We start from the raw sequence: 25,552 nt of genomic DNA, 5'->3' as shown, positions 1-25,552 counted from the left end.
AATGTTTATCAGGAGCGCCTAGTGAGAATGCGGGGGCCGTCCGCCGTCGCGGCTACCGTATGCTCCCAATGGGCGGCAGTCGAGCCATCCAGCGTGACCACCGTCCAATCATCTTCCAGCACCGCACTATCGACGGTGCCCAAGGTGAGCATGGGTTCGATGGCTAGCACAGAGCCTTCCTGAATGAGGGGCCCGCGGCCAGGCTTTCCCTCATTTTCCAAGTAGGGCTCTTCGTGCATGGTGCGGCCAATGCCATGTCCGCCGTAACCATCCACGATATAGAGGGACACGCCAAACTTTTCTTCGGCGCGGTAGGTTGCCTGCTCCAAGGCGTGGGAAACATCCGTGAGGCGGTTGCCCGGGACCATCGCTTGCAGTCCTTCCATGAGCACCCACTCGGTCGCCGCGTTCAACGCCGCAACGTCTGGTTTCGGTTCACCGATGGGAAAGGACCACGCGCTATCTCCTACCCACCCATCGAGCGTGGCACCGCAGTCGATGGAGAGGAGGTCGCCATCGGCAAGCACGGTCTTCGCATCTGGAATCCCGTGCACGATGACATCATTAACGGAGGAACAAATCGAGCCCGGAAAGCCCTCGTAGCCCTTAAAGGTAGGGATGGCACCGGCTTCGCGGATGGTCTGTTCCGCCACCGCATCGAGCTCCAGCGTGCTCACTCCCGGCGCCGCGGCGGCGCGAACTGCCTGCAGCGCCTTGCCGACGATCTCGCCAGCCGCCTGCATGGCATCCAGCTCGCCTGCGGTGCGGGCGGGGATGCGCTTGGTGCGGCGCCGAAAAGCCATTACTTGCCCAGCGCTTCCATGGCGCGGGCGTTGATCTCTTCGACGGAGCCTTCTGCTTTAATGGGGATGATGGCATCGCCGTAGTGCTCGATGAGCGGGAAGGTCTCATCGCGGTAGACGCCAAGACGGGTGCGGATGGTTTCCTCGTTATCATCGGCGCGGCCGCGGGCCATCATGCGCTCAACAACGACGTCTTCAGAAACCTCGAAGTTCAATACGCCATCGAGCTTTTCACCCTTCTTGGACAACAGCTCTTCCAAGATGTCTGCCTGCTCGGTAGTGCGCGGGAAACCGTCCAAGAGGAAGCCGTTCTTGGCGTCGTCTTGGCTGAGGCGCTCTTCCACCATGCGCGCGGTGACATCGGTAGGCACGAGCTTGCCGGCATCAATATAGGACTTCGCCTCAATACCGAGAGGAGTTCCATCGCCGATATTGGCACGGAAGAGATCGCCGGTGGAGATGTGCGGGACGCCGAGCTTTTCGCTCAGGATTGCCGCTTGGGTGCCTTTGCCAGCACCGGGAGGGCCGAGAAGTACAAGACGCATTATTTCAGTAGTCCTTCGTAGTTGGATTGGAGAAGTTGGGATTCAATTTGCTTGACCGTGGTCAAGGCCACGGAGACCATAATCAAGATGGCCGTACCGCCAAAGGCGGAGGTGCCGTTGGCAGAAGAGTGACCAACGCCAAGGTCCAGCAGGATATTCGGCAGGATGGCGATCAACGCCAAGTACAGGGCACCGACGCTCAGCAGGCGGTTCATGACAAAGCCGAGGTACTCCGCGGTGGGGCGGCCCGGGCGGATTCCTGGGATGAAGCCACCGTACTTCTTCATGTTATCGGCTTGCTCGGCGGGGTCGTACTGCACCGAGACGTAGAAGTACGCGAAGAAGATGGTCAGCAGGAAGTACAAGACGATGTACTGCCAGGACGACGGCGCCTGCAGGTGCGCGATGACATTGCGCTGCCACCAGTTATCCGGGGTGTGTACGGAGCTGGAGTTTACGATCTGCGTAATCAGCACCGGCATATAGATAAGCGAGGAGGCGAAGATGACCGGGATAACGCCGGCCTGGTTGACCTTGAGCGGCAGGTAGGTAGAAGAACCACCGTACTGGCGCCGGCCCACCATGCGCTTGGCGTATTGCACCGGTATGCGGCGCTGGCCCTGCTCGATGAAGGTAATGCCGACGACCAGAACAATGAGACCGGCCAGCACCATGGCGAATACCATACCGCCGTTGTTTTGCAGGATGTTCATGCCATCGGTAGGCAGGCGTGTCGCAATACCGGCGAAAATGAGCAGGGACATGCCGTTGCCAATGCCCTTTTCCGTAATCAGCTCGCCCATCCACATCACGAGGACGGCGCCGGAGGTCATCGTCACCACAAGCAGGATCAGGGTGAAGAAGTTGCGGTCTTCCGCCAAGACCGGCACGCCCTGGCCCAAGAGCTGCTCGCGATCCGCCAATGCGACGATGCCGGAGGATTGCAGCAGCGCCAAGGCGAGCGTGAGGTAGCGGGTGTACTGGGTCATTTTCGCCTGCCCAGACTGGCCTTCCTTCTTTAGCTGCTCAAAGCGCGGGATGACCACGGTCAGCAGCTGCACGATGATGGAAGCCGTAATGTAGGGCATGATGCCGATGGCGAAGATCGACAGCTGCAATAAGGCGCCACCAGAAAACAGGTTAATCACGGAGTACAGGTCTCCGGATTCTTCTGTCAGCTGACGCAGGCGTCCTGCAATTGACGCGTAATCTACACCCGGCGACGGGATCTGTGCACCGATGCGGTACGCAATGATCATCACGATGGTGAAGACGATCTTCTTGCGTAGGTCGGCATCCTTAAAAGCCTGCAAAATGGCGGACACTACAAAATCCTCCTGGCCTACCGCTGTCACGCGCGAATCTATGGATTCCTAACGCAGCAACACACGGAGGTGGACACTCTATGGCTCCCGTAGGGCTCCACATCTTTCTCACTTGGCGTTAAGAAGTAAAGACAAGGAGTCCCAAAGGAACGGTGGAACACTTTTGACCCCATAATCCTACCAGCCAAATATCTGCGCGCCACATCTAACCCGCATTATGTGACAATGATTGCCCATTCTTTCGCGCTTATTCCACTGGGGGTTTACCATGTTAATTATTGCCCTGCGCAATTTTCTACCCGTAACATTTCGGCCTTGCGATCCCTAAACACCAAGGTCGTTATTGGTGTGAACCCAACATTGCGAAAGAAGTCTGAATGAGCAAAAAATTCACGCCGATGACCGTTGCTGAGATCATCGACGTCTTCATCCCTAGTCCCAACCCCTTCCGCTGGGAGGCTTTTGATGGCTCGGCCACCGGCCCTGCCGATGCCGAGTACAAGGTCACCATCAATAGCCTTGGCGGACTTGCTTATATCGCCACCCACCCAGGCGATGTCGGATTCGCCCGCGCTTATGTCACTGATGGCATCTCTGTAGAAGGTGAGCACCCTGCCCACCCGTACGGCGTCTTCAATGCCCTGCACGCCATGTATGACAAGTTCGAAAAGCCCAGTGCTAAGGATATGGCGCGCGTGATTCGTTCGCTGGCTTCCATGGGCGCCTTCCACATCCAGCCGGTGCCTGAGGTAGAGCGCGCCTCTTGGCTGCGCCGTAAGCTCCACGATGGCCTGTCTAAGCACTCCAAGGAGCGCGATGCCGACGTCATTTCTGATCACTACGACGTGGGCAATGACTTCTACGAGCTCTTCTTGGGCGATTCCATGACTTATACCTGCGCCTACTTCCCCACCCCGGATGCCACTTTGGAGGAAGCGCAGGAAAACAAGTACCGGCTCATCTTTGACAAGCTGCGCCTAAAGGAAGGTGACACCCACCTGGATGTGGGCTGTGGCTGGGGCGGCATGGTGCGCTACGCTGCACGCCGCGGCGTGAAATCCATCGGCGTGACCTTGTCGCAAGAGCAGGCCGAATGGGGCCAAAAGAAGATCGAAGAAGAAGGCATGCAGGATCTGGCCGAGATCCGCTTCATGGACTACCGCGATGTCAAAGAAGAAGGCTTCGATGCCATCTCCGCCATCGGCATCATCGAGCACATCGGCGTGCAGAACTACGATGACTTCTTCAAGTTCATGTACAGCAAGCTCAAGGTCGGCGGGCTGATGTTGAACCACAACATCACCTACCCGGATAACCACAAGACGCCCAAGGGCGGGTTCATTGACCGCTACATCTTCCCCGATGGCGAGCTCACCGGCTCTGGCAACGTCACCAAGGCCATGCAGGACAATGGCTTCGAGGTCTTCCACACCGAGTCCCTGCGCTTTGATTACATGCGCACCCTGCACGAATGGTGCGAGAACTTGAAGGAAAACTGGGAGGAGGCCTGCGATCTGGTCGGCCTGCCCACCGCTCGCCTCTACGGCATCTACATGGCCGGCTCGGAGTGGGGCTTCGAACGCAATATCATTAACCTCTACCACTTCTTGGGCATCAAGCTCGGTGAGGCCGGCTCCCGCGCCGGCGTGCCTGAGCGCCGGTGGTGGGAAGACAGCCGCTTTTAAAAGGAGCCCACTATGACCCTTTTGGACCAATTGCGCGAGCGCGTTTCTGCCCTGCAACCACGCCCAGTCGACGCCGTGCGCATCGAGCCCGTGGGCTGGCATGCCCACCGCGCAGGCGTAGACACCCTGCTACGCAGCTTCCGCGAGGTTCCCGCTGGCAAGCGCGTGCGCCTGGCCAAGAAGACCTCTAACCTCTTCCGCGGCCGCAGCGAGAATCAGGTAGGCCTCGATGTCTCCGGATTGGGCGGGGTCATCGAAATCGATCCCCTCGCCCGCACCGCCGATGTGCAGGGTATGTGTACCTACGAGGATTTGGTCGATGCCACCCTGGCGCACGGCCTCATGCCGTTTGTAGTGCCGCAGCTGAAGACCATCACCCTAGGTGGCGCTGTGACCGGCATGGGCGTGGAGTCCACCAGCTTCCGCAACGGTCTACCGCACGAGTCCGTCATCGAGATGGATATCCTCACCGGCACCGGCGAGATCCTTACCTGCTCGCGCGAGGAGAACGTCGATCTCTTCCGCCTCTTTCCCAATTCCTATGGTTCTTTGGGCTACGCGGTACGCCTCAAGATTGAGCTCGAGCCCGTGCCTCCCTACGTGGAGCTGCGCGAGCAGCGCTTCCACTCGGTAGAAGAGGCGAGCCGCGTGCTTGCCGATGTCTCCGTTCACCACACCCACGAGGGTGAGACCGTCGATGGGCTAGACGGCGTGGTCTTTTCTGAGGACGAGGCTTACCTCGTCTTTGCCCGCTTTACCGATGAGGAGGGCCCTACCTCCGATTACACGCGGGATAAGATCTACTACCGCAGCCTGCAGCACGCCCAAGGCATGCGGCGCGACCGTCTTGCCATCCGCGACTATATCTGGCGCTGGGATACTGACTGGTTCTGGTGCTCACGCGCGTTTGGCGCCCAAAACCCCAAGGTCCGCAAGGTATGGCCGCGCGAGCTGCGCCGCAGCTCCTTCTATTGGAAGCTAGTGCGTTTGGACCGCAAGTACGAGTTGGAGTACAACTTCATCAAAAAGCCGCACGGCAAGCCGCGCGCTGAGCGCGTCGTGCAAGATATTGAGGTCACCCCGGAAAACCTTCCGGAGTTTCTCCACTGGTTCTTCCAAGCCTCCGATATCCAGCCTGTGTGGCTGTGCCCCATCCGCCTGCGCGATGTCGTGGGCGAGCTCGTGGGCACCGGCGATATTGCCGCCGAGGCCAAGGACCCCTGGCCGCTTTATCCGCTGCGTCCCGGAAAGACGTGGGTCAACGTTGGCTTCTGGTCCGGCGTGGATGGCGATCACGTCGATCCCAGTGCCCCGGGCAATGGCGCATTCAACCGTGTCATTGAAGAAAAGGTCAATGACTTGGGCGGCCACAAGTCGCTGTATTCCGAGGCCTTCTACTCCCGCGAGAGGTTCGAAGAGCTCTATGGCGGAAAGCTCCCGGATGCCATCAAGGCGGTAACGGACCCGGACGACCGCTTCCCCGGACTCTTTGAAAAGACCGTGGACGAGGCTTAAGACGGTCCCACAATCACTGAAGGGTGGAACGCTTTCACGAGCGTTCCACCCTTCTTCTATATCTTGAATACGATCTCGAGCTGATTCCACGGCGCGCGCAGGCAACTAATTGGTCTGGGCTACCTGCGCGGTCTTTGCGTTATCCGGCGGAGATGACAGCGGCAGAGATCGACTACACCCCCTCGCCCCGCACGCTAGGTGCGAGGAAAGGGGGTGTAGCTATTCTCTAGTCCAGATTACTTGGTGTTGGCGGAACCGCCAGCAGCCTCAATCTTTTCTACAGCGGACTTGGAGAACTTGTCTGCGGTGACGTTCAACTTAACGTTGATGTCGCCGCTGCCCAGAACCTTGACCGGCTGGTTAGCGCGGACGAGGCCAGCAGCAGCGATGTCAGCGACGGTGATGTCGCCGCCTTCGGCAAACTTCTCAGCCAAGTCAGCCACGTTAACAACCTGGTACTCAACGTGGTTCGGGTTCTTGAATCCCTTGAGCTTAGGCAGACGCATGTGGATGGGCATCTGTCCACCCTCGAAAGCAGCGGGAACCTGCTTACGAGCGCCGGTACCCTTGGTACCGCGACCAGCGGTCTTACCCTTGGATGCCTCACCGCGGCCGACGCGGGTCTTGGGCTTATTTGCTCCTGCGGTTGGGCGCAGGTCGTGCAGCTTGATGATATCAGCCATGGTTTACTCCCCTGCCACTTCTTCGACGGTGACCAGGTGGCGAACCTTGTGAACCATGCCGCGAATGATCGGAGTGTCCTGCTTAACAACGGACTGACCGATGCGCTTGAGGCCCAGGGCCTCAATGTTCTTGCGGTGGTTCGGCTTGGTGCCCACCAGTCCCTTTACCTGTGTAATCTTCAGAGCCATTGTTTATGCCTCCTGACCTGCGCGCTTGCGCAGCATACGGGCCGGGGTGACCTCTTCGATGGACTTGCCACGGCGTGCGGCAACCTCTTCGGGGCGGACCAGCTGCTTGAGGCCGTCCACGGTAGCGCGGACGACGTTGAGTGCATTGTCGGAGCCCAGGGACTTCGACAGAATGTCCTGCACGCCAGCGCATTCGAGCACCGGACGAGCAGCACCGCCGGCGATGACACCAGTACCAGGAGCGGCAGGCTTCATCATGACGATGCCCGCTGCGTCGCGACCCTCTACCGGGTGGGTGATGGTGCCGGCAACCATAGGTACGCGGAAGAAGTTCTTGCGAGCCTCTTCTGCACCCTTCTGGATTGCAGCCGGAACTTCCTTAGCCTTGCCGTAGCCAACGCCTACCTGGCCCTGGCCGTCACCAACGACGACGAGAGCGGTGAAGGACATGTTGCGGCCACCCTTAACGGTCTTGGAGACGCGGTTGATGGTCACAACGCGCTCGATGTACTTATCGCGCTCGTTGTCCTGCTGGTTACGACGATCGTTGCGACGGCCGTTGCCGCCGCGGTTGTTCTTGTTGTTCTCGGCGGAGCGTCCGCCGTCACGCTGTTCACGGTCCGACATTACGCGATCCTTCCGTTGATGTTTCCGTTGACGATGATCATTAGAACTTCAGACCACCTTCACGTGCGGCGTCTGCCAGCGCAGCGACGCGGCCGTGGTACTTGTAGCCTGCGCGGTCAAAGACGACCTGCTCAATGCCAGCGGCCTTGGCGCGCTCAGCAATCAGTTCGCCCACCTTGGCAGCCTTTGCCTTCTTATCGCCCTCGAGTGCACGGATGTCCGCTTCCATGGAGGATGCGGAAGCCAGGGTGTGGCCTGCCAGGTCATCGATGACCTGGACGTGCATGTGGCGCGAAGAGCGGTGAAGGACCAAGCGCGGGGACTCAGGGGTGCCACGCAGGGTCTTACGGATACGGAAGTGGCGGCGTGCGCGTGCTTCGCGACGACGAGAAGAAATGTCCTTGCCGACTGGAGTGCGCTTCGTGTTTTCAGTGTTTGCCATTGCTTACTTACCCGTCTTTCCGACCTTGCGACGGATCTGCTCGCCTTCGTAGCGAATACCCTTGCCCTTATAAGGATCGTCCTTACGCAGGCGACGGATATTAGCGGCGATCTGTCCGACTAGTTGCTTGTCAATACCGGTAATGGACAGCTTGGTGTTGCCGTCCACTGCGAAGGTGATTCCCTCCGGAGCCTTGATGAGGATCGGGTGGGAATAGCCCAGGCTGAATTCCAGGTCCTGGCCCTTTTGCTGCACACGGTAGCCGACACCAAAGATTTCCATCTTGATGGTGAAGCCCTCGGTCACGCCGATGACGGCGCTGTTGAGCAGCGAGCGGGACAGGCCGTGCAGTGCACGGTGCTTGCGGTGATCATCAGGGCGGGAAACGGTCAAGATGCCGTCTTCCACGTTGATGGTGATCGGATCCGGAACGTTTACGCTCTGGGTACCCTTAGGACCCTTGACCTCAACGTCTTGGCCGTTGATGTTGATTTCGACGCCGTTTGGTACGGCGATCGGTGCTAGACCGACTCGAGACATGTGTCAAACCTCCCTTTACCAGACGTAGGCGAGAACTTCTCCGCCTACGCCCTTCTCCTCAGCCTGACGGTCAGTCAGCACACCGTGGGACGTGGAAATGATAGCCACGCCCAGGCCGCCCAAGACCTGTGGCAGTTCGGTGGACTTTGCATACACACGCAGACCCGGCTTAGACACGCGACGCAGACCAGACAGGGAACGCTCGCGGTTGTTGTACTTCAGCTCGAGGGACAGAGTGTGGCCCTCAACGGTGTAGTCAGCGATGTAGCCTTCCTGCTTCAAGATGTCAGCAATGTTTGCCTTCAACTTGGAGGTAGGCATCGACACGACGTCGTGGTGTGCGTTACTTGCGTTACGCACGCGCGACAGCATGTCGGCAATAGGATCAGTCATAGTCATATGAGTGACCGTGTACCTTTCTCGTTGCGGTTCCCGTGCTCACCAAAGCGTTTTCCGTGTGATTTCGGGCTACTCACGCTCCCCACGGTCAATACCGCAAGGCGCTCGCCACCCTTTGATTCAGACAACGGTCCGCTGTAGCCGGCGAGGGGCCTACAACAAAGTTGATGTTCAATTCTTTTTCGGCTCTGCGTTTTGCCAGTTCAACACGCAAATACAATAAACTTTGCGTGCATACCGGGTGAACCGCAGGCACGCCGAAATATCCTACGGTATATCCTGCGGTTTTCCAAATAGAACCCCGACATTCATTATTGTCGAATACAGCGCCACATGATTGAGGAATAGTTAGATGAGTACCGATAACGATGGTTCGATCCGCACCGCCCACCAGTGGCGTGAAGAAGCCGCGCAACTATTAAAACTCGAACCACACGAGGAAGCGTTGAAATAATGGCCAGCCGCAAGAATGCTACCTTTGCTGTCACTAAGGTCCGCCTGGGTGAACACGCGCAGGTTGATACCCGCGCCGATACCGTTGCTGGCGAGGAACCACTTGAGATTCGCGTGGGCGGACAGACCATCACCACCACCATGCGCACCCCAGGCCACGATATCGAGCTGGCACACGGGTTCCTCCACTCCGAGGGGCATATCGCTGCGCTTTCCGATGTCACCACAGCCCGCTACTGTTCAGGTGCCACCGCCCAAGGCATGAATACCTATAACCTACTGGACCTAGATCTGGTGAAGAATACGCCGCTGAGTTTGAGCGATCTCCGCCTGACTACGACGACGTCTGCCTGCGGCGTATGCGGTACATCATCCATTGCGGCGCTGACAAAGCAGTCGCGCTACCCCATCCCGCAGATCCCTGTAGATCCACAGCTGGTAGTCCAGTTGCCAGAGAAGCTACGGGCCGCCCAGAAGGAATTCCGCAAAACCGGCGGAATCCACGCTGCCGGCGCGTTTACCCTCGCGGGCGAACCGGTAGTCATCCGCGAAGACGTCGGCCGCCACAACGCCGCGGACAAGGTCATCGGCCACCTGCTCATGGAGGGCTTGCTTCCGGCCAGCGATCTCATCCTCGTGATGAGCTCGCGCGCCAGCTTCGAGCTCGTGCAGAAGGCTGCGATGGCGGGCTTCGGCCAGCTCGTGGCGGTATCGGCAGCCTCCTCGCTCGCCGTGGACACTGCCCGCAAAACCGGCATGGCGCTCGTCGGCTTCGCACGCGGCGACCGCTTCAACCTCTACTCGGGAGACCTGAAATGAGCCTTATCGATTTCCTCGTCAACGTCGAGCTGGACACCCCGCGCCCCGACTACCGCGCGCTGCTCATCACCGCACGCAACGTCACTTCCCCGGCTGCCGACACCCCCGCCGCCCCGTCAGCGTTCCAGCCCCATGTCGCCGCGTGGCGCACGGCGTGGCAGAACGCCGGGCTCGATCCCGCGCTTTTTGAGCTGGGCGCCCAGCCTTCCGATGCCCCCGTGGTTGCCCTCGGCAACGCCGTCGCCCGCCGTTTCGAGCTGCCGATCACGACGTTTGCCCTCGATGGCTTCGAGGGCCCAGTGCGCATCGAGGTAGGAACCGCTACCGTGCGCGATGCCGCGGGTAGTGCCGCGCGGCGCTTCCGGCCCGAGCACCGAGTCCAGCCCACGCCGGAGATCACCAGCGTGCTCTATATCCTCGAGGCTCTGGATCCGCTCACGGACGACGATTTGCGCCTGGCGGCCGATGACATCCTCGACGCCCTGCGCACGGCGAACCCTGATGTCGAGGTCGCCCAGCGCATCCTGCGCCCCGAATAACTCCGCGCCGAGTAAGCGCTAGTGTGCAGCGCGCACGTCGAGGAACCCGCGCAGCAGCGCATTGCGGCGGCGGGTGCCGGACTCGAAGGTCTCGGCGTCGTTGCCGTAGGCGGCATCGACTTGCGCGTACACCTCGTCGAGATGCGACATGTCGGGCACTCCGGCGACAAGCTCGGTGTCCCAAGCTCCCGCGATATGTTCGATAATCGAATCGACTTGATGCCCTCGGGGCCGCCGCCCAAGCGGTTGGACTCGAACGGGCCTGTGGCCGCGTCGGCGAGTTCTGCGCGCACGTCCGTCATGCGCACCTGCCACCCCGCGTCGACGAAGCGCTGGGCAAACGAAAAACCGATCAGGCCGCCACCTACAAGCAATGCTGTCTTCATGTTTTCTAGCCTAAGCCTCTTGGCTCGCGGCCACACGGTTTGCTGTATGGCCACCGCCACACAAAAGGTCTACAAGAATTAATTTATCCCGCCTCAGCCTTGCCCGGAGCGAAAGACGCGTTTTTACACCCCGACCTCGCCCCGCCCTGCGCCCGCAACTAACCCGTAGAAAATGCACCGCACGCCCATTCTTTGCACTCACCCCTGTGCCACTCCTGCTACGCCCGAGACCTCGGCTGTCGACCCCGCGCACTGCGCATCAGACCAGCGCTTTCACACCCTTCCCCGAGCCGGTGCAGCAAACACATCCCGCCGTGACCACGGATAACAGCAGCATGCCCGCGCGCAGCACCACTTTTCATTAGATACTTTTACCGTAGCCTAACTTATGTTAGCGTCTCCTAACATGCACAAAATTCGTCAGGAGAGACCGGCCCCGTTCGTCGATTCCTTCGTAGGAGCCGATCCGACTGCATTAAACACAATCATCCACCACAGCCAGCACACCCTCACGCAGTATCTCGCCGAGGGCGACGCGCCACGCTCCGGTCGCAACGCCCATGAGACAGCAGCGGCCGTCACACGCGTTGACCTCGAGCACCCAATTGGTACATTTGACGCCGCGTTGGCTGAGCTTCGCGAACTCTGGCTCGACCACGCCGTGTGGTACCACCACCCGCGCTACATCGCCCACCTCAACTGTCCGATCACCGCCACCGCCGTGGGCGCGGACCTGCTCGCCACCACAGTTAACACCGCGGTCGAAAGCTGGGATCAGGCCTCGAGTGCCGCCGCAATCGAAGGCCACCTCCTCGAGTTCTTCGCGCGCAAGCTGCGCTGGCCGCAAGACCCGCATTCCCGCACCCGCGGGGTCTTTACCTCCGGTGGTACGCAATCCAACCTGCAGGCGCTCTATATTGCGCGCGAAAAGGCGCTGGGCGCCCAGGGCGTGCAGGGACTTTCCCAGTTGCGCCTCTACACCAGCAGCCACGCCCACTACTCCGTGCTGCGCGCTGCCCACCTCCTTGGGCTTGCGGATACCGCCGTCATCACTATCGACTCGGATGCCGCACACCGACTCGACCCGGCTGATCTCGCCCGGCGCATCGCGGCCGACGTGGCGGACGGCTACACGCCGATGGCCGTCGTGGCCACCGCTGGGGCAACCGACCGCGGCACCATCGATCCGCTAGAGACCATCGCCAAGGTCTGCCTCCACGCTGGGGTGCACTTGCATGTCGACGCCGCGTACGGGGGTATCCTGCTGCTCTCGCCCACGCAGCGACACCGTCTGCGCGGCATCGACGCAGCCGATAGCGTCACCGTCGACTTCCACAAGGGCTACTTCCAGCCGGTGGCCTGCAGCGCGATTCTCTTGCGCGATCCCGCTGACTGCGCCCTCGTGTCGTGGCACGCGGACTACCTCAACCCCGAAGACGCCACCGACCACAATCTCGCGGACTTCTCGCTCCAAACCACGCGTCGCTTCGACGCGCTCAAGCTCTGGATGACGCTGCGCACCCACGGCGCCGACGCCCTCGGGGAGGCCTTCGACGCCTGCTGCGCCGCGGCCCGCGATGCCGCCCGGCGCGTCGACGCCCATCCACGCTTTGCACTGCGCGCCACACCGGAGCTTTCCACGGTGCTGTTTACGCCTGCCGATGCCCCCGCCAGCCTCGTCCAGATCGTCCGCCAGCGCTTGCTCGAGCGGGGCGACGTAATTATCGCGACCACCACCTTCGAAGGCGCGCCGTGCTGGAAGTTCACCATTCTCGATCCGCAGCTGCGTGGCACAGATATCGACGCGATCCTCGGGCTCATCGAGCGCGAGATGAACGCCGTCGACCAAGCCAACGCTCAACCGAGCCCCAGCGTTCTCGCGGTACAACCCGCGCGCTAGACCACGACCCACAGAAACTTAAAACAGGAGTTTGTCATGTCTTCTTCCACCACCGCCCGCACTGCCGCCGTCGCTGATGCCGAATCTAGCATTAAGCCCTATGATCTGGTGGGCATCGGGATCGGGCCGTTCAACCTGGGCTTGGCGGCGCTGAGCCAGCCGCTGGTTGACGGCGGCGTGCTGCGCGCGGCGTTCTTCGATTCGCGCGCGGAATTTTGCTGGCACCCCGGGATGATGATTCCTGGGACGACGATCCAGGTTCCGTTCATGGCCGATCTGGTCACCCTCGCCGATCCCACGAGCCCGTACAGTTTCCTCAACTACTGCAAGCAGCAAGGGCGCATCCACCAGTTCTACATCAAGGAGGATTTCAACCCGCTGCGCGAGGAATACTCCGATTACTGCGCCTGGGTCTCCCAGCAGCTGAGCACGCTCGAGTGGAACTCCACGGTGACGTCGGTGCGCCGCGTCGACGATCTGTGGGAGGTCACCGTCAACGGGCCGCGGGGCACCTGCACGGTGCTCAGCCGCAACGTCGTGGTCGGAGTGGGCACCACGCCGTTTATCCCCGGCGAGCTGCGGGCTGCGCCGGAAGCCGGGCTCGCCGTGCACTCGGCGGACTATCTTGAGCACAAGAAGGAGTTGCTCGCCCAGGAGTCCGTCACCCTCATCGGGTCGGGGCAGTCCGCGGCCGAGATTTACGCCGATCTCATGGAACCTGCCGCGTACCGGGGCACGCGGCTGGACTGGGTCACCCGCTCGGGGCGCTTCTTCCCCATGGAATACACCAAGCTCACCCTCGAGATGACTAGCCCCGAGTACGCGCAGTTCTTCCGCGGCCTGGACGCCGCGACGCGCGACCGGCTCAACCGCGAGCAGCGCAATCTTTACAAGGGAATCTCCGGCCAGCTCGTCAATCACATCTACGACACCTACTACCGGTTGTCCATCACGAAGGGCCTGCCGCGCCCATTCGCCTCGACGCTCCTGGCCGGCTGGAGCGCGGCACTGTGCGACACAGACGCGTCCGCCCCGTTCCAGCTGACGTTGACCCACGGCGAGACCGGCGAAACCCGCACGCACGCGACAAACGCGCTGGTGCTCGCCACCGGCTACAAGGCCCCGCTCTTCCCCAGCTTCCTGGAGACCGCACGCGAAGAAGTCCAGTTCGACACGGCCGGGCGCCTGGCCATCGATCCCGGATTCGCCATCGACGCCGCCCAGTCGCTCTTCGTCCAAAACGCCGAGGAACACCTTCATTCGCTCATCGCGCCCGACCTCGGGATGGGACCGTGGAGGAACTCCATTATTCTCAAGGCCATCACCGGCCGCGAGTACTATCCCATCGAGCGTTCCGTCGCCTTCCAGACCTTCGGGGGTCAGTAATGCTCAATACCGAACGTGACGACATCTTCACTCCCCACGGCACGGTGCGCCTTCGCCCGCTCACCCCCGCCGACACCGAGCTTGTCCACGGGTGGCTCACCGATCCTCACTGCGCATTCTGGGGTATGCAACAGGCCAGCGTCAACGACGTCGCCGTCGAATACGACCGGCTCCGCGCCTCCCCGCACGAAGAAGCCTGGATCCTCGAGCTGCACCCGCACCCTGCCGCCCCGCACAGACCGATGGGCATCGTCGAGGACTACGACCCGCGCCGCGTGGTGCTGGACTCGGTGTTGGCCGAGGCTGCTAGCTCGGAGGCTGCTGGTATCAGGGAGTTGACGCTGGAAGAGCCACTACGCGGACTGCACTTCCTCGTCGCCCCGCCGGCCGGTGCCCACGTTTCTGGGCTAACCAGTAGCCTTTTCGCCGCGGTCATCCGCTGGCTCATCGATTGCCGGGGTTTCCGCGAACTCCTCGTGGAGCCCGACGTAGCCAATGGCGCGATTCACCGCAAGAACGCCGAGGCCGGCTTCCTCGATGTTCCGGGACTTAACGAGATCCGCCTGCTCCAAGGCGGGCACACGAAGACGGCACGGGTGCAGCGTTGTACCGCCTCAGACTTCTATTCCTCAGCGGCTGCCGCGCGCGCCTCGCTGTCGCCGGTGGCGAATGCGCTGTGCGCGGCCGAGACCGCTGAGCGCCAGCTCATCGCCAAGGCCATCCGCGAATTTAGCCATGAAAGACTGCTGACGCCAAGCTTTCACCCGGACTCCGAACGATGGTCGGTCCACTTTGGGCCGCGGGAGCTGAGCTTTTCGGCCCACCAGTACGGGCTGGCGCATCTCGAAGTCGTCCCCGAAAGCATCGAAGCTGCCGATGCCGCCCCGCTGCACCTGGCCGAGCTCATCGCCGGGGCCGCAGAACAGCTGGGCATACAACCGGGGTTCCTGCACACCTACATCGAGGAGATTCAGGCGACCCTCGTCGGCCGTGCCCGCGCCCTCGCGACGCGCCCCGCCGCGCAAAGCTTGCGCGCACCGCAGCTCGCCGCCAGCGCCCAGGAGCGTGCGAATGCCCAGGCGGACTATCTCGTGACCGCTGAGTCAGCAATGTATGAGGGGCACCCCGGGTTCCTCGCGAATTCGGGGCGCGGCGGGATGAGCCTTACCGAGCTGCGCGCCTACGCGCCGGAGGCGGGAGCCGACATACACATCGTGTGGCTCGCCGCCAAGCGGGAGCACTGCGTGGTGGCGGCATCAGAAGACGTCGCGGACCTAGCCGGGTTCTTCGCCGAGCAGCTCGGGGACCTCGGTCCGCGCTATGAACAGGCGCTCGCAGAATTGGGCTGCGCACCGGATGACTATGTGCCGCTGCCGCTGCACCCGTGGCAGTGGGACAATTGCATCTCCACGATCTTTTTTGACCAGCTCATTTCCCGGGATCTGGTGTACATCGGCACCAGCAGCGACCTATTCCGTCCCCAGCAGTCGCTGCGGACGTTCTTCAACCACTCGCGCCCGGCGCTGCCGTATGTCAAGACGGCCGTGGGCATTCGCAACATGGGGTTCGTCCGCGGGCTCTCGCCGGCGTACATGGAAACCACGCCCGCCATCAACGATTGGTTAGCCCAACAGCTCAATGTCGATCCGGAATTCCGGGCCCGCAACGTGCGTCTGCTCAAAGAAATCGTCGCCGTGGGCTACCGCGGCGACACCTACCACCGCCACCCGCTGCCCGCGGGCTCAACAAGCGAGCGTGAGAAAATGCTCTCCGCGCTGTGGCGCGACTCGCCCATGCCGCAGCTATCCGCCACGAGCGTGGCCGTGACTCTGGCGGGCTGCCTCTACGTCGACCCGGCAGGCGAGTCACTCGCCGCCGAGTGGATCGCACAATCGGGTCTGCCGCCGCAAGAATGGCTGCGCCGGCTGCTCGACGTGTACCTTGTCCCAGTCCTCCACGCGCTCGCCCAGTACGGAATCGTGTTCATGCCGCACAGCGAGAACGTGATCCTCGAGCTCGACAACGGCGCGCCCGTCGGCGCGTTCTTCAAGGACCTAGGAGAAGAGGCCGCGGTCGTCGACGCCCGCGTGGACGTGCCTGCGGGACTGGAGCGCCTGCAGGTCGATCACGGCGACTTCACCGGTGCCCAGCGCGCGCTATCTATCCACACCGACGTCCTCGACGGCGTGCTGCGCCACCTCGCCGCGCTCTTCGACCGGAAGGGATTGCTCACTGAGACCGAGTTTTGGCTCAGCTGCCGTGCAGTCGTGCTGGATTACGAACGCCGCTTCCCCGGCACGCTAGAGAAACTCCCGGTGCTCGCGTCGCAGTTCAAGCACTCCTGCCTCAACCGCTTGCAGTTGCGCAACCCGCTATCGATGGTAAACCTGGGCGACCAGGAGTCCTCGCTCATCTACGCCGGGGACATGGACAACCCGTTGCATTCTTCAGAATCGACGGCGCGATAAGTAAAGGCCAACCCCGCTCGTGCGGGGTTGGCCTTCTCGCGTACTACGCCGCAGCCTAGTCGCGGTATGCCTCCGGGCCCTTGTTGAGCCAGGCGTACACGCCGCCGATGAGGAAGCCGCCGCCAATGACGTTGCCCACCCAAACGATGACCCAGTTGGTCAGCACCGCGCCGAGCGTGAAGTGCTCCGGGAACGCGCCCGCGTCAAAGAACGTGAGGCACACTAGGCAGAAGTTCGCGATGACGTGCTCGAGGCCCATGCCCACGAACGCCGCGATGAACGGGACGATGACGATGAACTTCGAGATGATCTCCTTGGCGAAGATGCCACCCACGATGGACATGTTGACCACGAAGTTAGCCAGGATGCCCTCGACGAGCATGCCCGCCGGCCCCTTCGCCAGCTTGGCGTCGGTGAGCGTGACGATGATGTGATCGACCGGCAGGTTGCCGAACTTCGCGGAGACCCCAACGCGGCGGCGAGGTTCGCCGCACCCACGAGGTTGAACACCGTGGTCACGATAATGAGCCAGAATGCCTTTGCCAATGTCACCTGCTTATTGGCGGCTCCGTAGACCATGAACAGCATGTTGCCGGTCGCAAGGTCAGCGCCCAAGATGATGATGGCAAACAGGCCGAGGCCGAAGAGGAAGGCGAAGGCGACGCTGCCCAAGCCTTCGAAGTTCTTTTCCACCGCTTGTGCCACGGCGCAGGCAAAGGCCGTGCCGATGAGCAGGTACACGCCACAGGATGGCGCGCACGATAAAGCGCGACGGCGACTGGTCAAGCAGAGCGGTTTTCTTCGTGACCGCGGCGGCCACGGACTCATTGAGGGACATGCAGACAATCCTTGAAAGAGGAGCAAAATCGACCCATACATGGTACCCCACGCATGCGAAAACCCCAGCCTGCGGTGCCCGAAAGGGGGCATCGGAAAGCTGGGGCTTAAGGCCGTAAGCGAGTGCTTACTTGAACGGGAAGCCGAGCTCGCGCAGGAGCTTGCGGCCCTCCTCGTCGTTGGTAGCGGTGGTAACGACGGTGATGTCCATACCACGGGGACGATCGATCTTGTCAATGTCGGTCTCGTAGAACATAGACTGCTCGGACAGGCCGAAGGTGTAGTTGACATGGCCGTCGAACTGCTGATCAGAGAGACCGCGGAAGTCACGAATACGTGGCAGCGCGATGGTCAGCAGGCGGTCCAGGAACTCCCACATACGGTCGCCGCGCAGGGTAACGCGTGCGCCGATGGGCATGCGCTCACGAAGCTTGAAGTTCGCGATGGACTTCTTAGCACGACGCGCCTGCGGTAATGCCGATAAATCCGGGGTCCGCTAGCGGGTTCCTGGTCCACGATTGCGCCAAGACACCGGCGACGGCAAGGGCCGCCCCGGCGAAATAGGCCAAGAAGGTGCGCGGCATGCGCAGGTTCCACACGATATCGCGAATATCCTGCTCCCCCGCTCCGCGCAGCGCGGCGATGACCTCATCGGGCGGAATCGAACGCGAACCTAGCGCCAAGGACGCCACCGCCAGCACGAGGCTGGCGAGGATGAGGGCAACAAGAAACGGCGTGCCGCCCCTTCCCCGCGTCATTACTGGTGTGACTGCGGGACCTTCCGTTGTGGAACCCGTCTGGATAATCGGTCCGCCCTTCGTGGTTGCTGACAATTACAGCTTCTCTTCAAACTTATCCATTGCCCACGGAATGGTCACTGGGTTCGGCATGCTCATGGCGTTGCCGGTATCCGTGTCCAGGTAGCGCACACGCCCATCCTTGACAATATCCAGGCCCTGGAAGGTCTTATCCTTCTTCAAGACATCCGCGGAGCCGTTGTAGTCCAAGACGAAGAGGTGATCAACCTGGTTGAGCTTCGCGTAGTTTTCCGGGGCAATGTCAACGAAGAAGCTGCTGCCATCGCCCTGCAGCTCATCCGGGATCTCCATGCCTAGATCCTCGATGAACTGTCCGCGCCCGTCCTCATCGGTGTACAGGCCAATCTTGCCGTCATAAGGCATGACGATGGCCGCGGACTTGCCCTGCAATTCGGTGTGCTCGCGGCGGAATTCCTCGAAGGCCTTCTCGGTATCAGCGATAAGCTTATCGCCTTCGTCTTCCTTGTCAACGGCGTCCGCGATGGCCTCTACCTGGTCTTCCCAGGGAACCTGCCAGTCTTCATACTCATCCGGCTTGACGGTGGTTGCCGCGATCTCTTCCAAGGATTCCTTCGTGCGCGCATCCACTGCCTGGTTCACCGCAATGATCTTGGTGGGGTCTGCAGCGGTGATCTGCTCAAAGGTCTCCGCGGTAAAGCCCGTTGCGGTGTTGTAGATGACCTCCGGCTTTGCATCGCCCAGAAGCTTCTTTGCCCACGGGCCAACGCCGGAAGGATCGCCATCGCCCTCAGCGCCCCACGGCGCCACCGTCACGGGAGTAATACCCAGGGCGAGCAGCGTATCGGCATCACCCAAGCCCAGGCTAGCCACCCGCTCCTCGCTGGCTGCATCGGTGGACTGCGTGCTCTCATCGCCCTCACCGCGCGAGCAACCGGCTAATGCGACGGCTCCGACGGACAGCAGTGCCACAACACCCATGGTACGGCGCCCAAAAATCTTCATGAGGCTAGCCCTTTCAATCAAGGAGGAAAATAACGTTGCTCATCTTAGACGCCGGCCCAGTGCATAGGCAAGGCTTAGCTTTGCAGGAGTATGTTGGGTGCATGAACTCCTCCCTACAATCGTCGCCGATGCCTGAACACCAACTGATTCCCGTAACCCTGACTGCCAATAAACAGATCCGCCCGCGCCTGCACCGTTTGACGTTTCACGCCGAGGCCTTCCGGACGTATCAGCTCGCCGGCCCTGATGAATTCTTTGGCCTCGTCATGCCGCAAGCCGGGCAAGAATTCTCACCCTTCCCCGTCGACGGGGTCAATATCCGGGCAGCCGTTGCCGCTATAGGCGAAGAAACTAGGCCCGATCTGCGCTGGTACACCATTCGCGCGCTCCACCCTGAGGACGCCACAGTCGATGTCGACGTGGTGACCCACGGCGATTCCGGGCCCGGCTCGCGATGGATTCGGAACGCGCAGCCCGGCGATACAGCGGGGTTCTTTACCTGCAACGAGCTGTGGCAGCCAACCGAAGCACCACAACTATTGGTCGCCGATGCCTCCGCACTGCCGGCCCTGCGACATATCCTTGCCTACCAAGAAGGCCGTGACCCGGCGATGCTCGCCCGTACCGACGTTATGGCCGTGGTAACTAGCGATGACGAGATAGAACCTGGGCTCGCGGCCAGGTGGAAAACGAGCGTGCGCAGTCTGAGCGTCCTTCGCACCGAGCCGCACCAGGAAGCGGAATCTGTTGTTGCCGCGCTGAAAGCAGATTATGCCGGTGCGCCGGCACCAGGCTACGTGTGGGTCTCCGGCGAAGGGGACTTGGCGAAGAAGGTTCGGGGCCTCGCGGTGAAAGACTGGGGCCTTTCTTCAGACGACGTCACGTGGGTGCCCTACTGGTTCTATGGAAGAGCCCGGCCGTAAAGAAGAACTTGAGTTCAGAGGGTCGTTGCAACGATTCCCATCATCAGCACGATCGATCGCAGCCTCAATACGCCCGAACGCAGCATCAGCTCGCCTCAAGGACTAGATACTAACGAAGTTTCTGCAGAAAATGCTCCCGTAATCGAACCGTCTGCAGGTGTAGAAATGTTTATCCTTGCCATTGACGTCCATGCGCAATTTGCCGCGGGCGCATGCCGGGTAGTCGATGGCGCTATAGACCCCGACACCATGGACAAGGCCTGCACTTATACTGCCGCAGACCGCCCCTACTCCCTGCCCGGAACAAATGCCTAAGATATCGTCGTTATCGCTGGGCACACCGGCGCCGCCGTACCTGCCGGTTCCAATAATCTCTACGATGGGTCAACTAACGGGCACAAGGTCACCATCGGCGACAAGCTATGTGTGCGCACTGGAAACTCTGCCCAGAACTGGCTCATCTATACCGCAACCGATCTCTATGACTCCGGTAAACAAGGCCTAGCCGGGGACTCAAGCGTATGGGGACACGAGGGAACTACCCGCACCGCAGACGACAGAGCTTCACTGCTCAGCAACACTGCGGTCACTCGCCCGCCTTTCGCTTATCCGCTCCTTTTCCTCAGCCTTACACCGTCCCCGCTTCCGCAACCGGAGGTGGGAAATTTCTATATCTTCTTTCCCAGCTCTCGGGCAAAGGCTCACTATTTTTCAACAGTGTTAACGATAACTGTTTGCAATAGTGTAATATTCGCCCCAGCTGTATAAAAGTTCACTGCACTTAACCTTGGGAGAACCTTATGCCCTTGCCCAACTCATTAACCCGCCTTGCCACCATAGTCGTGGCCTTGGCGCTCGCGTTATTCTACGCTCCCTTCGCCCTCGCTAAGGAAGCCCCCCTTGTCCGCACCCAAACGCACGTGGATTCCCCGCACGCGGTGTGGAAGGACGGAAACTTCAAACTCATGTCCAATAGTGCGGGCCTAGTCCCCATCGAGGACACGATCAACTGGGTCAGCCACGGCCGCGTCGATGGAGGCTTGGGGGCCTATGCCTGGCGCGTTCCTGATGACCCGCGCTTCGAGTTTCTCAATGCCGAGAAAAACCAGCTCATGTACTACGGCGGCCCCGCGGTCGGCTTTCCCAAAAACACCATGCCCATCTGGGCTGGGTTCGGTGCCGCCGCAGATCTTCCCACCGATCAATTCCGCGATAAATCCTTCAACATGGAAATCGTTGATTTCAAGGGCCCCGGCCGCATGGAATTGTTTACCTACAGCGACGAGAACTATCCCCTCAACCGCCTCTGGTCCTCTCACGACCCAGGATTCCGTACCACCTGGGTTAATGCAGGCACGCATACGCATAACGCCACGACGTTTACCCGTCCTGGCCACTACGAAGTAACCTACCGCGCTTCGGCTCGAAAGAAGGATGGCACCTTCATCCACTCCGAGCCACAAACCCTGGTATGGCAGGTAGGCGGCACCAACCCCGCCGAGCGCACGATTACCGACCTTGAAGCTGCCTTTAACGACGCCAAGTCTGAAGGCTCCGCAGGCGAAGATTCCGAGTCCAACACCCCTATGTTTAAGATGGCGCCCTCCACGGCTGATACCAAGGGTGCGAAGGAAGGCATCCTCACCACGCTCTCCCTCGATACCGGCAATGCCAAGGACTCCGGCCGCGCCGTATTCACCATCAACGGCCACTATCTAGCCGAGCGCAAGGTAGAAGGCGGTAAGGCTTCGTGGGATGAAATGATTGGTGATGAAGAATCCAACTTCCAAGCCATCTTCATTCCCGACAATAATTCCCCAAGCCCACGCTGGGTATCCGAACCCATAAAGTTCTGGACCAGCACCGACGGGGAAAAAGACGGTAAAGATGCGGAAGCTTACACAACGAAAAGCGGCGAGCTTCCTACCCCAGAGATGGAAGAGTTAGAGCCGTTTGAGACCGATCCCCTTGAGATCACGAGCCCAAATATCACCGTTTCCACCAGTAAAGTGTACGGCGAGGACGACCGTAATATCGACATCACCGTAGCTCCCGAGGATGACCGTACCACGGTGCGCGTTACCGGCGGCTTCTACAAAGTAAATGGCGAACCGATGACTAGCCTGCCGCAGAACGCTGTTGCAGATTGCGAAATCGGCTTTACTTCTGGGCCGGGGCTAAGGACGAGCAAGCAACTCATCGAGGGCTGTAAGCAGCCCGGCTACCAGCTCATGCTACGCATCGTTCCTGATTCGCGCTCCAATGCCGGCGGCGCCACGCTATTTAGCCATACCCATAAAGACGCTTATAAGCCGGTAGCTGAGACCACCGTCTCGTTCCCGGAGGCTTCCGCTTCCGGGGATGCACCGGAACAAGAAGGATCGGAGAAGCCAGAAGACTCCAACGCACCAGAGAAGCCGCAGGACTCGGAAGAAGCAGAAGAGTCAGAGGGTTCCGCCCCAACCGAAGAGTCTTCCCCTGAGGCACCTTCCACGACCCCAAAGCCTTCGGTTCCCAGTGTCCCCAAGCCCAAACCGCAGGGCCCGAAGGATAAGGACGCCCCCAACAAGGAGCTCAATCTGCACCGGGGTCACGTCGATATCGCCCCTATCCACGAGGATGGTGAGCTACACCTGGGCATCAAGGACGAGACGAACCTCTACCACATTGGTGCAATCTGGCGTAAGCCATCCGATGTCTTTTTCAGCGTTCCCAAGCAGGTCAAGACTACCTTGGACAAAGACATCCCCCACTTTGGAAAGAAAGGCAGCGCTGCCTACGTCCTGCCAGAGACACAGCGCACCGGCGTGGTGTGGCCTGGGATAAGCACCGAAGATGCCTACCAGGACACCAAGAAGAATTACACCTTTACCTTTACCCCCGTCAAAGCCCCGAAGGACGGCGAATGGTTGGCATACCTGGCTGATCAAACCGGCCTGGACCAGCGCCTTGCCGGCAGCGATGGTACGCATTCCTATACCACCGAAGGCCCAGACCACATGCACCTTAACTGGGCATTCAACAAGCCCGGTACGTATGAAGTTGGTGTCACGGTAGCCGAAAAAGACGGCAAAACCGCGAAAAAGGCCATTCTGCGTTTCAAGGTAGCTAGCGAGGATTCATCATCTGCTACCCCACCAACTAAGGGAAACAACAATGCGTCTGAAGGCGGATCCAACGACAGTACCGATGGCACGACCGAGAACGATGCCGGAAGCTCCGCCGATAACGGCACGGAAAGCACCGCGCCGTCGAAAGAACGAAACCCAGAGACAACGGAACCTGCTCCCAGCGCAACACCGTCCCAGAAGCGCGAGATTACCAAGGGCCACATCGACTTCGGGCCAAAGGTTGTGGACAATAAGCTCGGCTTCTATGTCAACGAAGACGACCGCCACAACGTGCCTGAAGACGTAGCGCTACGCGTTCACGATACGCAACGCGTGCCGGTCGCTGACTCTCTGGCTAAGACCCTGTCCTTTACCGGAATGGTAAAGACTGGCTCGACGATTTACCACCTGCCATTACAACAGGATCACAATGCTGTGTGGCCGGGATGGGACACGATCAAGGTCGGGCAAGACTACCGTGACGCTGCTATCGAGGTTCGCCCCAAGTCGGCACCTACGGACGGAAAATGGTGGGCCGGCCACACTGCCTCCCTGAATACACCGGAACGAACCTTGGCCGATAGCAACGGTACCCATACGATTAAGGGCGTTGAGGACGGGCCTTTCCATGTCCACGCGCACTGGATTTTTACAGAACCAGGCCGCTATGAGATGGACATGCGTGCCGTCAACCACAACGGCGACAAACTCACCGACTGGCACACCGTTACCTTCCTCGTGGGTGATTCAACCACCCAGCCCGGCGGAAAAGGCGCTGCCGAAGAAGGCGATAAGGAAGAGGGCAAGCCCGCAGACTCCTCGAAGAATAAGCAACCAGGTGCTACCAAACCGGATAACGGCCCGAATAGCACCGGCACTACTAAGCCGGGATCCGATAAGTCCAACGCCTCTAACTCATCTGGATCAAATGCGGGCGCCAAGGCGGCCAAGGGCAATAGCGCTGGGAAGTCAGAAGGCTCCAGCAAATCCACTACCGCTAAGGGCGCAACGAACGGGGGCTCTGGACCTGGCTCCGGATCCGGCGGAGGTTCCTCCAACTCCCACAAAGGTTCGCTGGCTTCCACGGGTGCCAATGTCGGTTGGGTACTCGTGCTCGCTGCAGTCTTTATTGGCGCCGGCATAGCCCTGATGAAAAAGCGCTCCAAGAACAGTCAGTAGCCCTTTGACTCCAGAGGCCGTTGCACCACCCCATTGCGACGGCCTCTCAATTGGAACTGATCCACGACCTTAAAAACCAATAAGCATCAACCTATACCGCAGATCTGAGCCTTGAAAAGGGTCGAGTACCAGCTCGGGCCGGGCTCATTTTGCGTTTTAAAGTGGTTATTTACACCACAAGCCTTTAATTCTCTCCCCGAATAGGGGTGGAAGCTAAACTGAAGCGCTGCATTGACATAGTTCAATGGGATAGCCTGGGTTTTACCAAGCTTCCTGATTCATCCCCAATTAACGAAGAAACATTATGCGAAGTAAATTTAGCTCAATCGCCTTGTCCGCACTTTTGATCACCAGTGGAGCTATAGCTCCAGCCACTGCTCAGGAACCTTCCGCCGTCACGTCCGAAAACTATGTTGAATTGTTCAACTTTGGAGATGAGTATTCTCACGACCCTCATAAACGGCGATCCCAACTAAAGCGTGATGATTTCCAAAAAACATCTGAAGTAGTCCTCTACGGAAGAAAGGTGGAAACCTACAAAAAGGTTTTCCCGGAAGGAATTTCTGTCGAGTACGACGTACTGGGCGATCCTGTGAAAGCTTCACCGGCTTCATTCGTAAGGCTCGAATGGGACTGGGGTCCCCGTATTTACATGACGGGCGAGGAGTTTTGGAGCCTTGGTGCTTCTGGGTTCGCAGGTACTGTCTGCGGGCTCTTAGGAAAGTCAGTAAAGTTCGGCACCGCATGTAGCGTTGCTGCAACCGCAGCGTGGAATAAATTGACTGCTAAGCGAAAATGGGCCCATGACGATCAATGTTATGACCTAAGCCAATTCATGAACATTGGATGGGAGAAAGCTCCCCGTGAGAAGTGCGATTAGCTTTGTTTAGTCGCATATCGAAATCTATTTTACTTCCTGCCAGCATTCTTGTATCCACTTGTGTAGCGGGTTTTTTCTGGGGAGAATTAAGGCTTTTCCCTCTTGTTATGGCAGTAATATACATGGCCCTGCACTACG

The 25,552-nt window shown here is 60.0% G+C and carries 21 protein-coding genes and 3 pseudogenes; 11 read left to right on the top strand and 13 right to left on the bottom strand.

Annotated features, from left to right (window positions below; all coding sequences use genetic code 11):
• Nucleotides 1–8: 8 nt before the first annotated feature.
• Genes map through secY form a run of 3 tightly spaced genes read right to left on the bottom strand, consistent with a single transcriptional unit; the run spans nucleotide 9 to nucleotide 2,673 of the window.
• Nucleotides 9–803, bottom strand: a complete 795-nt coding sequence (gene map / locus QP891_RS04085; RefSeq protein WP_284770187.1) for a type I methionyl aminopeptidase — start codon at nucleotides 801–803, stop codon at nucleotides 9–11.
• Nucleotides 803–1,348, bottom strand: coding sequence for an adenylate kinase (locus QP891_RS04080; protein ID WP_284770188.1), 546 nt, complete (start codon nucleotides 1,346–1,348; stop codon nucleotides 803–805). The genes map and QP891_RS04080 overlap by 1 nt, the downstream gene beginning before the upstream one ends.
• A complete protein-coding gene (gene secY / locus QP891_RS04075) occupies nucleotides 1,348–2,673 on the bottom strand; it encodes a preprotein translocase subunit SecY (RefSeq protein ID WP_284770189.1) in 1,326 nt (441 codons plus the stop codon). Before secY ends, QP891_RS04080 begins: the two co-directional genes overlap by 1 nt.
• 377 nt (nucleotides 2,674–3,050) lie before the next feature.
• On the opposite strand from secY, the gene QP891_RS04070 reads away from it, so the two are divergent.
• Nucleotides 3,051–4,358 (top strand): class I SAM-dependent methyltransferase, encoded by a 1,308-nt coding sequence (locus QP891_RS04070; protein WP_284770190.1) that lies wholly within the window; start codon nucleotides 3,051–3,053, stop codon nucleotides 4,356–4,358.
• Between the two features lie 12 nt (nucleotides 4,359–4,370).
• On the top strand, nucleotides 4,371–5,873 hold the full coding sequence (locus QP891_RS04065; RefSeq protein ID WP_284770191.1) for an FAD-binding oxidoreductase: 1,503 nt from the start codon (nucleotides 4,371–4,373) through the stop codon (nucleotides 5,871–5,873).
• A 236-nt stretch (nucleotides 5,874–6,109) separates the two neighbouring features.
• On the opposite strand, the gene rplO is transcribed toward QP891_RS04065, so the two are convergent.
• From rplO to rpsH, 6 genes are read right to left on the bottom strand one after another with little or no spacing between them, the layout of a single operon-like run.
• The gene (gene rplO / locus QP891_RS04060) at nucleotides 6,110–6,556 is read right to left on the bottom strand and encodes a 50S ribosomal protein L15 (RefSeq protein WP_284770192.1); all 447 of its coding nucleotides are present in this window, start codon (nucleotides 6,554–6,556) and stop codon (nucleotides 6,110–6,112) included.
• A gap of 3 nt (nucleotides 6,557–6,559) precedes the next feature.
• Complete coding sequence (gene rpmD / locus QP891_RS04055; RefSeq protein WP_005276997.1) at nucleotides 6,560–6,745, bottom strand: 50S ribosomal protein L30; 186 nt, start codon at nucleotides 6,743–6,745, stop codon at nucleotides 6,560–6,562.
• Between the two features lie 3 nt (nucleotides 6,746–6,748).
• Complete coding sequence (rpsE, locus tag QP891_RS04050; RefSeq protein ID WP_005276995.1) at nucleotides 6,749–7,372, bottom strand: 30S ribosomal protein S5; 624 nt, start codon at nucleotides 7,370–7,372, stop codon at nucleotides 6,749–6,751.
• A 40-nt stretch (nucleotides 7,373–7,412) separates the two neighbouring features.
• The gene (rplR, locus tag QP891_RS04045) at nucleotides 7,413–7,814 is read right to left on the bottom strand and encodes a 50S ribosomal protein L18 (protein ID WP_023016753.1); all 402 of its coding nucleotides are present in this window, start codon (nucleotides 7,812–7,814) and stop codon (nucleotides 7,413–7,415) included.
• Nucleotides 7,815–7,817: 3 nt separating this feature from the next.
• Nucleotides 7,818–8,354, bottom strand: a complete 537-nt coding sequence (gene rplF / locus QP891_RS04040) for a 50S ribosomal protein L6 (protein ID WP_005276991.1) — start codon at nucleotides 8,352–8,354, stop codon at nucleotides 7,818–7,820.
• A gap of 15 nt (nucleotides 8,355–8,369) precedes the next feature.
• Nucleotides 8,370–8,753: a 30S ribosomal protein S8 gene (rpsH, locus tag QP891_RS04035; protein ID WP_005276990.1), complete on the bottom strand. Its 384-nt coding sequence runs from the start codon at nucleotides 8,751–8,753 to the stop codon at nucleotides 8,370–8,372.
• Between the two features lie 453 nt (nucleotides 8,754–9,206).
• Between rpsH and fdhD the strand changes: the two genes are divergently transcribed.
• The 5 genes from fdhD to QP891_RS04010 all read left to right on the top strand — a co-directional run bounded on the left by fdhD (nucleotide 9,207) and on the right by QP891_RS04010 (nucleotide 16,704).
• Complete coding sequence (gene fdhD, locus QP891_RS04030) at nucleotides 9,207–10,025, top strand: formate dehydrogenase accessory sulfurtransferase FdhD (RefSeq protein ID WP_284770193.1); 819 nt, start codon at nucleotides 9,207–9,209, stop codon at nucleotides 10,023–10,025.
• Nucleotides 10,022–10,564 (top strand): hypothetical protein, encoded by a 543-nt coding sequence (locus tag QP891_RS04025; RefSeq protein ID WP_284770194.1) that lies wholly within the window; start codon nucleotides 10,022–10,024, stop codon nucleotides 10,562–10,564. Before fdhD ends, QP891_RS04025 begins: the two co-directional genes overlap by 4 nt.
• A gap of 792 nt (nucleotides 10,565–11,356) precedes the next feature.
• Complete coding sequence (locus QP891_RS04020; protein WP_284770195.1) at nucleotides 11,357–12,850, top strand: pyridoxal phosphate-dependent decarboxylase family protein; 1,494 nt, start codon at nucleotides 11,357–11,359, stop codon at nucleotides 12,848–12,850.
• Between the two features lie 36 nt (nucleotides 12,851–12,886).
• Nucleotides 12,887–14,236 carry a lysine N(6)-hydroxylase/L-ornithine N(5)-oxygenase family protein gene (locus QP891_RS04015; protein WP_284770196.1) on the top strand — a complete coding sequence of 450 codons (1,350 nt, stop codon included), beginning with the start codon at nucleotides 12,887–12,889 and terminating at the stop codon, nucleotides 14,234–14,236.
• Nucleotides 14,236–16,704 (top strand): GNAT family N-acetyltransferase, encoded by a 2,469-nt coding sequence (locus QP891_RS04010; RefSeq protein ID WP_284770197.1) that lies wholly within the window; start codon nucleotides 14,236–14,238, stop codon nucleotides 16,702–16,704. Before QP891_RS04015 ends, QP891_RS04010 begins: the two co-directional genes overlap by 1 nt.
• Before the next feature lie 55 nt (nucleotides 16,705–16,759).
• On the opposite strand, the pseudogene QP891_RS04005 reads toward QP891_RS04010, so the two are convergent.
• From QP891_RS04005 to QP891_RS03990, 4 genes and pseudogenes are all read right to left on the bottom strand, one after another.
• Nucleotides 16,760–17,542: pseudogene (locus tag QP891_RS04005) on the bottom strand (formate/nitrite transporter family protein).
• Nucleotides 17,543–17,668: 126 nt separating this feature from the next.
• Nucleotides 17,669–18,013: pseudogene (rplE, locus tag QP891_RS04000) on the bottom strand (50S ribosomal protein L5); the annotation flags it as partial.
• Nucleotides 18,000–18,374 (bottom strand): annotated as a pseudogene (locus QP891_RS03995) (iron chelate uptake ABC transporter family permease subunit); the annotation flags it as partial. The pseudogenes QP891_RS03995 and rplE, both read right to left, overlap by 14 nt.
• Nucleotides 18,375–19,322, bottom strand: a complete 948-nt coding sequence (locus QP891_RS03990; protein ID WP_284784392.1) for an ABC transporter substrate-binding protein — start codon at nucleotides 19,320–19,322, stop codon at nucleotides 18,375–18,377.
• A gap of 128 nt (nucleotides 19,323–19,450) precedes the next feature.
• Here QP891_RS03990 and QP891_RS03985 point away from each other — a divergent pair, with 128 nt between their 5' ends.
• The 4 genes from QP891_RS03985 to QP891_RS03970 all read left to right on the top strand — a co-directional run bounded on the left by QP891_RS03985 (nucleotide 19,451) and on the right by QP891_RS03970 (nucleotide 25,414).
• On the top strand, nucleotides 19,451–20,245 hold the full coding sequence (locus QP891_RS03985) for a siderophore-interacting protein (protein ID WP_284784390.1): 795 nt from the start codon (nucleotides 19,451–19,453) through the stop codon (nucleotides 20,243–20,245).
• A 165-nt stretch (nucleotides 20,246–20,410) separates the two neighbouring features.
• Nucleotides 20,411–20,560, top strand: a complete 150-nt coding sequence (locus QP891_RS03980; protein WP_284771294.1) for a hypothetical protein — start codon at nucleotides 20,411–20,413, stop codon at nucleotides 20,558–20,560.
• Nucleotides 20,561–21,045: 485 nt separating this feature from the next.
• Nucleotides 21,046–24,534 carry a choice-of-anchor M domain-containing protein gene (locus tag QP891_RS03975; RefSeq protein ID WP_284771293.1) on the top strand — a complete coding sequence of 1,163 codons (3,489 nt, stop codon included), beginning with the start codon at nucleotides 21,046–21,048 and terminating at the stop codon, nucleotides 24,532–24,534.
• A 304-nt stretch (nucleotides 24,535–24,838) separates the two neighbouring features.
• The gene (locus QP891_RS03970) at nucleotides 24,839–25,414 is read left to right on the top strand and encodes a hypothetical protein (RefSeq protein ID WP_284805977.1); all 576 of its coding nucleotides are present in this window, start codon (nucleotides 24,839–24,841) and stop codon (nucleotides 25,412–25,414) included.
• Nucleotides 25,415–25,552: the final 138 nt, after the last annotated feature.

Origin of the sequence: Corynebacterium sp. MSK310 (assembly GCF_030227355.1) — a bacterium.
Classification (GTDB): domain Bacteria; phylum Actinomycetota; class Actinomycetes; order Mycobacteriales; family Mycobacteriaceae; genus Corynebacterium; species Corynebacterium rhinophilum.
Note: the sequence above shows the minus strand (reverse complement) of the source record. Positions and strands in the feature narration are given on the sequence as shown.

Bases quoted from the DNA above. Each gene is read 5' to 3' on its own strand.
- QP891_RS04070 (WP_284770190.1), top strand. From the start codon at position 3,051: ATGAGCAAAAAATTCACGCCGATGACCGTTGCTGAGATCATCGACGTC.
- rpmD (WP_005276997.1), bottom strand. From the start codon at position 6,745: ATGGCTCTGAAGATTACACAGGTAAAGGGACTGGTGGGCACCAAGCCG.
- QP891_RS04065 (WP_284770191.1), top strand. From the start codon at position 4,371: ATGACCCTTTTGGACCAATTGCGCGAGCGCGTTTCTGCCCTGCAACCA.
- QP891_RS04015 (WP_284770196.1), top strand. From the start codon at position 12,887: ATGTCTTCTTCCACCACCGCCCGCACTGCCGCCGTCGCTGATGCCGAA.
- QP891_RS04020 (WP_284770195.1), top strand. From the start codon at position 11,357: ATGCACAAAATTCGTCAGGAGAGACCGGCCCCGTTCGTCGATTCCTTC.
- map (WP_284770187.1), bottom strand. From the start codon at position 803: ATGGCTTTTCGGCGCCGCACCAAGCGCATCCCCGCCCGCACCGCAGGC.
- QP891_RS04010 (WP_284770197.1), top strand. From the start codon at position 14,236: ATGCTCAATACCGAACGTGACGACATCTTCACTCCCCACGGCACGGTG.
- fdhD (WP_284770193.1), top strand. From the start codon at position 9,207: ATGGCCAGCCGCAAGAATGCTACCTTTGCTGTCACTAAGGTCCGCCTG.
- QP891_RS03975 (WP_284771293.1), top strand. From the start codon at position 21,046: ATGCCCTTGCCCAACTCATTAACCCGCCTTGCCACCATAGTCGTGGCC.
- QP891_RS04080 (WP_284770188.1), bottom strand. From the start codon at position 1,348: ATGCGTCTTGTACTTCTCGGCCCTCCCGGTGCTGGCAAAGGCACCCAA.
- QP891_RS03970 (WP_284805977.1), top strand. From the start codon at position 24,839: ATGCGAAGTAAATTTAGCTCAATCGCCTTGTCCGCACTTTTGATCACC.
- rplO (WP_284770192.1), bottom strand. From the start codon at position 6,556: ATGGCTGATATCATCAAGCTGCACGACCTGCGCCCAACCGCAGGAGCA.
- QP891_RS03980 (WP_284771294.1), top strand. From the start codon at position 20,411: ATGTTTATCCTTGCCATTGACGTCCATGCGCAATTTGCCGCGGGCGCA.
- QP891_RS03985 (WP_284784390.1), top strand. From the start codon at position 19,451: ATGCCTGAACACCAACTGATTCCCGTAACCCTGACTGCCAATAAACAG.
- rplR (WP_023016753.1), bottom strand. From the start codon at position 7,814: ATGGCAAACACTGAAAACACGAAGCGCACTCCAGTCGGCAAGGACATT.
- rpsE (WP_005276995.1), bottom strand. From the start codon at position 7,372: ATGTCGGACCGTGAACAGCGTGACGGCGGACGCTCCGCCGAGAACAAC.
- QP891_RS03990 (WP_284784392.1), bottom strand. From the start codon at position 19,322: ATGAAGATTTTTGGGCGCCGTACCATGGGTGTTGTGGCACTGCTGTCC.
- rpsH (WP_005276990.1), bottom strand. From the start codon at position 8,753: ATGACTATGACTGATCCTATTGCCGACATGCTGTCGCGCGTGCGTAAC.
- rplF (WP_005276991.1), bottom strand. From the start codon at position 8,354: ATGTCTCGAGTCGGTCTAGCACCGATCGCCGTACCAAACGGCGTCGAA.
- QP891_RS04025 (WP_284770194.1), top strand. From the start codon at position 10,022: ATGAGCCTTATCGATTTCCTCGTCAACGTCGAGCTGGACACCCCGCGC.